We start from the raw sequence: 6,587 nt of genomic DNA, 5'->3' as shown, positions 1-6,587 counted from the left end.
GAAGAATATTTGAATGTGTATTTTTAAAAAAATAAGCAGTGTATTACTTATAGGACTATCTCTGTTTACATCATCAGTGATGGCTAATAATTCAACACCTTCCGCTGCAACATCTAGTGCAACAGAACAGCCTGGCTTTAATGGCTGGTGGGCATCGTGGAAAAATGATGTTTCAACCACCTGGAATGCGTCACCTAATCATGACCTCTATTTGCCGGTGATTACTTGGCACAACCGCGCAACGTATGACCGCGAGAAAATCGACAAGTATAATGAACGTCCTTGGGGTGGGGGTTACGGTATTTCGCGCTATGATGAAAATGGCGACTGGCACGGCCTCTATTTTATGGCCTTCAAAGATTCGTTTAACAAATGGGAGCCTATTGGGGGCTATGGCTACGAAAAAATTTGGCGTCCGATTGAAGGTCAAGACTTCAAACTTGGTTTAGGTTATACGGCGGCGGTGACGGCGCGTAATAACTACGACTATGTGCCTTTACCTTTGATATTGCCTTTGGCATCAGTTGGCTACGAGCGACTCACTTTCCAGGCGACCTATATCCCAGGCACGCATAACAACGGCAACGTTTTCTTTGCCTGGTTAAGATTTCAATTTTAAGTCATATCTCCTGTTAAATCAGTGCTGTGAGCCAGATCTCCCTCTGCCGCAGCCTGATCCTTTATGCTTGATTTTCCTTGTTTTTGTCATGTAATACCCGCTATAAACTTTATGGCAACACTCAAACAATAATTTGATAGCAAATTACCTATGACTATTCGGTTATGGGTAATTATTTATAACAACAGGAGAGTTACACGTGAAAAGATTTTCCCGCTATGCGCTATTGAGCACCTTGGCTTGCCTGGTATCGGCATCGCTGCCTGCTGCGGCCGTTGCCGCAGACAATAATCTTGAGCTACAGCAGGTGCTTATTTTTAGCCGCCACAGTATTCGTGCCCCTTTAGCCAACTACAACAACGCACTGGGCAACGCCACTACCCGCACTTGGCCGGTATGGAGTACTGAAGGGGGATTATTAACGCCGAAGGGCGGGAAAGTTGAAGAGCACGTTGGTGGGTACTACCGCCTGTGGTTAGCGCAAAATAAACTGCTGCCAGCGAAAGGTTGTCCGCAGGCTGGTGACGTTTTCACTTATGCCAACAGCCTGCCGCGCACCATTGATACTGCCAAGCATTTCCTTATCGGGGCCTTCCCAGGCTGCGAACTTCCGGTGGTGAATCGCGTTGAAGTGGGCAAAATGGATCCGGTGTTTAATCCGATCATTACCGCTGACGTGACCGATCAGTTCAGATCGGATGCAATAAACGCTACCGATAAATTTGCCGGTGAGGGCGGCCTTGATGGCTTGAATAAACGTTTGAAACCTAATTATGCGCTGGTTGCCAAGGTCATGGATTTCCAAAACTCCAAAACCTGTAAAGAAGATAAAGTGTGCGATTTGAGCACGCAGCCTTCGAAGCTGGTGGTGAATCAGGGCAAAGAACCAGGCATATCCGGCCCGTTGTCGCTGGGAACCGGCATTAGCGATGCCTTTATGCTGCAATATTATGAAGGCCTGCCGGCTAAAGACGTGGCGTGGGGTAAAATCACCACGCCTGAACAGTGGCGTCAGGTAGAAGAGTTTAAAAATGCCGATCAACAGGCGATCTTTAGCTCACCGCAGATTGGTAAGAACGCCGCGGCCACTACGCTGACCTTTATGTCTGGGGTGCTCGATAAATCACTGGCTAAAACTGACGATCAGCGCGCAGCTCAACAAGCTCGCGTTACCCTGCTCGTAGGCCACGATTCCAATATCGCTGCGTTCTTGTCGGCGCTGAAAATCAAAAACTTCACTCTGCCGGGCCAATACGAGCGTACGCCGATTGCCGGAGCCGTGGTATTCCAACGCTGGCATGACAAGAAAACCAATAAAGATCTGATGAAAATCGAGTACGTTTACCCAACGGCCCAGCAAATCCGCAACGGCAGCACATATAGCTTAAAAAGCCCGATGCACAAAGTGGTTTTACAAGCTGAAGGCTGTCCTGTTGATAGTAAAGGATTTTGCTCCGCTGAAACCTTTAACAAGGTGGTACAGGAAGGCTTAAAAAGCTGATTTTTTTCTGATAAAACAGTCTGGCTCTTATTTAATTACATTTAAGTAACTAACTTGTGATTAATTTGTTATAAAGTGGGGTGTAGAAGTACCCAGAAGAAAGAAGACACTCTCTGATAGACCAGTTTGTTCTGCCCGTACCTCGTGCGGGCTTTTTTTTGCCCGTAATACCCAAAGTCTAGTCCAACGACTCCCTGAGCTGGGCTTGCAAATTGACGATGTCGCGACGGGGCGGCGCACCAAATAGGCGAGCATATTCGCGGCTAAACTGTGAAGGGCTGGCATAACCTACCTGAAAAGCCACGCTCTCTGCCGACGTAGCGCCTGAAAGCAACAGTCGGCGCGCCTCCAGTAATCTGATTTTTTTCTGAAATTGACCCGGCGTCATTGACGTCATCGCCCTGAAGTGCCGATGAAAAGCCGTGGGGCTGAGTCCGGCCACCCCGGCAAGCGTGTCAATACGCAGCGTTTTATCAAAGTTTTTTCTCAGCACGTGCACGGCTTCGATCAGTCGATGATGGCGCTCTCGTCCCAGCACGGTGGTTGCCAGCAATGCGCCATGCGGTCCGGTGAGTAACCAATAGCATAATTCCTTCATCAGACCCGGATAGAGAAGTGGAATCGCTTGCGGAGAATTAAGGAGCTGTAAGGCACGCAATACACACTCATTGAGGCGCGGGGTAAGTTGAATAACCTGAGCCGCATTTTTTGAAGCAGAGTCTGGTTTGGGGGGAGAAGCCATTTGCTGATAAACGTCGTTCATGATGGCCAAGTCCAGTTCGACCACTACGCTAAGGTAGGGCGCTTCGGCGCTGGCTTCAACAACCTGACTGGCGCCCGGCATCTCCACGCTCACCAGCATGGCCTCTCCTGCCCGGTAGCAAAGACGCTCATCACCAAAGCGGGTCCATTTCTCACCCTGCGCTACAATGCATAGCGCTGGCTTGTGAATTAAGTGCATAGGATGGCGATGCGTTTGCGACCTCAGCAGGATCATCCCTTCAGCCTCGGTATAACAGGGGCTGATATTTCCTCTCTGCGTTATTGCCTGCTCGACAGCTTCGCACAATTGTTTAATGTCAGTCATCACGTGCCTCCGTGAAAATATGATTTTTAACTTACCGCTGGAGGTGGGATTAGGCAAGAATAGGCTGGCTTTCGGCATGGGCGAACGCCACGCCGCGCTCTATGATTTATGCTCCAACCGGGTGAGGGGACTCACCGTAATGAGGATAACGCCATGACTGACACTTTTTCACAACCGATTGCGCTGGTAACCGGCGGCAGCAGAGGACTTGGACGAAGCACTGTACTGGCTCTCGCTGCGCGCGGGGTACGCAGTATTTTCACCTATAACACAAACTTGAACGAAGCCGAAAAAGTCGTTGAAGCCGTGAGTGCGGCGGGTTCTCAGGCTATTGCTTTGCAGCTTGATACCGGCAACAGCGCCACCTTTGCCGCTTTTACAGGTCAGGTGCAAACAGCATTGGCTGAGTTGGGCGGCGACCGACTCGACTATTTAGTCAATAACGCCGGCATTTCTCACCACAATTCCATTGCTAAAACCAGCGAGGCCGAGCTTGATCTGATTTATCAGGTCAATTTTAAAGGGGTGTTCTTTCTCACTCAACAACTGCTGCCGATTATCAATAACGGCGGGCGCATCGTGAATATCTCCAGCGGTCTCACGCGCGTCAGCGTGCCTGATAGTGGGCCTTATGCCGCCATGAAAGGCGCACTCGAAGTATTGACGCGTTATCTTGCCAAGGAGTTGGGCGAGCGGGGAATTACCGCCAATAGTGTCGCGCCTGGAGCCGTGCAAACTGATTTTAGCGGCGGTATCGTGCGTGATAATCCAGAGGTCAATAAAATGGTGTCGAACATGACGGCTCTGGGGCGGCCGGGGTTGCCTGATGATATTGGCCCCATGATCGCCTCACTGCTTTCTGAGGATAATCGCTGGGTCAACGGGCAACGCATTGAAGTTTCTGGCGGTATGGTGCTCTAAGCCGTTTTTGACGTTTGCGCAGGCGCTGGCCTGCACAAACGGTCGGTCTCAAAGGTCGTTAGTGCGTTTCAATGGGGTAATCTTCGTTAATATCACCCCATTGGGCCCACGAGCCGTCATAAATCTTCACCTCTTCTGAACCCAGCAAATGCAGCCCAAACAGGAGCGCCGCCGCCGTTACACCCGAACCGCAGCTGGCAATAGTCGGCTGATTTAGCGCCACGCCAAGACGAATAAAGGTCTCTTCCAGCGCCTGCGGTGATTTTATTTGCCCGTCTTGGGTGAGTTCAGTAAAGGGCACGCTGAGGCTACCGGGAATATGACCGCCGTGCAGACCCGGACGGGGTTCTGGCAATTCGCCCTTGAAACGCCCAAGCGAACGCGCATCAATGATTTGCACCTTACCAATAGCCTGTTTCACCTGGTCGGCGCTGACCACCACTTCACCCGGCAGTGTGGCGGTGAAGGTCGCTGTAGGCAGAACATTCTCACCGGCTTCGACGGTTTTTCCTTCCTTGACCCAGGCGTTCAGCCCGCCGTCGAGAATGCGTACGCTGGCCGCACCAAAGCTTTTCAGCATCCACCACACGCGCGGCGCGCTAAACAAGTCGCCTTCATCGTAGAGAATAATCGAACTGTCGTTGCGGATGCCGCGTTCGCTCATTGATTGACTGAAGGCCTCGGCGGTTGGCAGCATGTGGGGCAGGCCGGTGCTGCAATCAGAAATATCATCGACCTCAACATAAAGGGCTCCGGGAATGTGCTCGGCGAGATATTTTCCATAAAAATCAATTGGTGGGGTGATGCCAGGTTTAGATTTACGGCAATCAATAATAACCAGGCCAGGTTCGTTGAGGTGTGAAGCCAGCCAGTCGGTTGATACGATAGATGAACGCATTATGTCCTGATCCTGTGTCAATATTTAAGTGCCGAATTTATGCCAAATCGCCGGGGATCAGCGAGTATAACCAGGCGTTTACGGGGGTTCCCTGATAATAAAGGCGATTGCGGTGCAGACCTTCGTCAATTGCCCCCACCTTTTCTGCAACCCGACGGCTGCGGTGGTTTTTTTCCATCGCCACAATTTCCAAACGGGTCATGGCTAACTCATCAAATGCGAAGCGGGCCAGCGCCTTAACAGCGGTAACCGCCAACGAGCGGCCAGTGAAATCGCTGCGTATCCAGTATCCTATATTGGCAGTTTTATATTCATGAACAATACGATTTAGCGCAATTGAGCCGACAATTTTCCCGCTGGCTCTATCAAATAGGCAAAAGCGGTACTCTATCCCGCGCTGGCGTTTGACGTAGGAGTCGAGAAGGTAAGTACGGCTGTCTTCAAGACTGTAGTCTGCGGTACACCAACTCTCCCAGGCAGAGATATCATCAATAGATGCTTGAATAGCCTCAAAATGCAGCGGCGCTTCCAGCTCAGTCGGCAAACGTATTTCCAAACTTTCATTCTGAAAAATTAGACGGCTCGTCATACTACCTTTCTCCATTCTTCGTCCCGCAGCCTAAGACTCACACTCACATATTCGCTAAACGAATGTCAATGAATCGAGGTGAAACCGCTAGCTGGCTTGTGCAGTCAGCGCTTGTTCTATCAACATCACCATTCTTAACTCACTGTTTCCTGAAGGTAAAAATGTTTGTTGAAGATAGCGTACCGGCCCGCGTTGGGGATGTTCAAAGCGCCTTTCTCCGCCTTCGCGCGCGAGCACTTCCTGCTGCGCCCACCCTTTGTCGAACTCGCTGCTCTCCTGACGTAAATTGAGTACCCATTGGCGGACTGCCTCAGAATGTGCGTAGTGGCTGGTTTCAGCCCTAAACTCGGCCACAATCCGCTTTGCGCGCGCTTCCCAGTTAACCAGCAAGGTGCGTGCCAGCGGATGAAGAAACACAAAACGCAGTAAGTTGGGCTGTTCGTCGTTGTCTAACCAGCCTTGAAACAGCTGCTCGGCTTGGGTATTCCAAGCCAGCATGTTCCAACAACTGTCAATCAGGTAGCCGGGGCAGTTTAGCTGATCAATACACTGTGCCAGATGCTCAGAAACGGTCGGTGCTTGAACATGCTCCTGCGGGTTTTTAACCCCCGCCAGAGTAAACAAATAGTCCTCTTCGGCCGGCTGCAAACGCAGCGCCTGCGCTAGCCTGCTCAAGGTGCCGGCTGAAATAGAAACGTCTCTGCCTTGTTCAATCCAAGTGTACCAAGTGGTGCTGATCCCGCTGATTTGCGCCAGCTCTTCGCGGCGCAGGCCACTGGTGCGACGCCTCGTTGAGTGCGGCAGTCCCACCATTTCTGGAGAAGTCCTTTCTCGGTGAGCACGTAAAAATGCGCCCAGTGCTTTCGGTCCGCTTAAAAGGTCTAGAGAAGTCATGATTTACTCGTTCATTGCCGGTAAGCAGGAAGTGACTCATACCAGTATAAATGGTCATATTGTACCCGTATAAAACGC

At 50.9% G+C, this 6,587-nt stretch carries 7 protein-coding genes; 3 read left to right on the top strand and 4 right to left on the bottom strand.

Translation table 11 applies throughout. The features are described from left to right. The first annotated feature begins 79 nt into the window (after positions 1–79). Together pagP and agp are read left to right on the top strand one after the other, a co-directional pair. On the top strand, positions 80–619 hold the full coding sequence (pagP, locus tag BS639_RS05155) for a lipid IV(A) palmitoyltransferase PagP (RefSeq protein ID WP_055778156.1): 540 nt from the start codon (positions 80–82) through the stop codon (positions 617–619). A 199-nt stretch (positions 620–818) separates the two neighbouring features. After that, on the top strand, positions 819–2,120 hold the full coding sequence (gene agp / locus BS639_RS05150; protein ID WP_084982404.1) for a bifunctional glucose-1-phosphatase/inositol phosphatase: 1,302 nt from the start codon (positions 819–821) through the stop codon (positions 2,118–2,120). 178 nt (positions 2,121–2,298) lie between these two features. Here the strand turns inward: agp and BS639_RS05145 are convergent, their stop codons facing one another. Next, complete coding sequence (locus tag BS639_RS05145) at positions 2,299–3,207, bottom strand: AraC family transcriptional regulator (RefSeq protein WP_055776607.1); 909 nt, start codon at positions 3,205–3,207, stop codon at positions 2,299–2,301. 153 nt (positions 3,208–3,360) lie between these two features. Here BS639_RS05145 and BS639_RS05140 point away from each other — a divergent pair, with 153 nt between their 5' ends. Continuing rightward, positions 3,361–4,128, top strand: coding sequence for an SDR family NAD(P)-dependent oxidoreductase (locus tag BS639_RS05140; RefSeq protein ID WP_084982403.1), 768 nt, complete (start codon positions 3,361–3,363; stop codon positions 4,126–4,128). A 58-nt stretch (positions 4,129–4,186) separates the two neighbouring features. On the opposite strand, the gene sseA is transcribed toward BS639_RS05140, so the two are convergent. The 3 genes from sseA to BS639_RS05125 all read right to left on the bottom strand — a co-directional run bounded on the left by sseA (position 4,187) and on the right by BS639_RS05125 (position 6,509). Then, positions 4,187–5,026, bottom strand: coding sequence for a 3-mercaptopyruvate sulfurtransferase (gene sseA / locus BS639_RS05135; protein ID WP_055776611.1), 840 nt, complete (start codon positions 5,024–5,026; stop codon positions 4,187–4,189). A gap of 37 nt (positions 5,027–5,063) precedes the next feature. Further along, positions 5,064–5,615, bottom strand: coding sequence for a GNAT family N-acetyltransferase (locus BS639_RS05130; RefSeq protein ID WP_055776612.1), 552 nt, complete (start codon positions 5,613–5,615; stop codon positions 5,064–5,066). Between the two features lie 87 nt (positions 5,616–5,702). Further along, positions 5,703–6,509, bottom strand: coding sequence for a helix-turn-helix transcriptional regulator (locus tag BS639_RS05125; protein ID WP_055776615.1), 807 nt, complete (start codon positions 6,507–6,509; stop codon positions 5,703–5,705). Positions 6,510–6,587: the final 78 nt, after the last annotated feature.

The organism is Rouxiella silvae (assembly GCF_002093625.1).
In the GTDB taxonomy this organism is placed as follows: Bacteria; Pseudomonadota; Gammaproteobacteria; order Enterobacterales; family Enterobacteriaceae; genus Rouxiella; species Rouxiella silvae.
Note: the sequence above shows the minus strand (reverse complement) of the source record. Positions and strands in the feature narration are given on the sequence as shown.

Bases quoted from the DNA above. Each gene is read 5' to 3' on its own strand.
- BS639_RS05140 (WP_084982403.1), top strand. From the start codon at position 3,361: ATGACTGACACTTTTTCACAACCGATTGCGCTGGTAACCGGCGGCAGC.
- BS639_RS05145 (WP_055776607.1), bottom strand. From the start codon at position 3,207: ATGACTGACATTAAACAATTGTGCGAAGCTGTCGAGCAGGCAATAACG.
- BS639_RS05130 (WP_055776612.1), bottom strand. From the start codon at position 5,615: ATGACGAGCCGTCTAATTTTTCAGAATGAAAGTTTGGAAATACGTTTG.
- sseA (WP_055776611.1), bottom strand. From the start codon at position 5,026: ATGCGTTCATCTATCGTATCAACCGACTGGCTGGCTTCACACCTCAAC.
- pagP (WP_055778156.1), top strand. From the start codon at position 80: ATGGCTAATAATTCAACACCTTCCGCTGCAACATCTAGTGCAACAGAA.
- BS639_RS05125 (WP_055776615.1), bottom strand. From the start codon at position 6,509: ATGACTTCTCTAGACCTTTTAAGCGGACCGAAAGCACTGGGCGCATTT.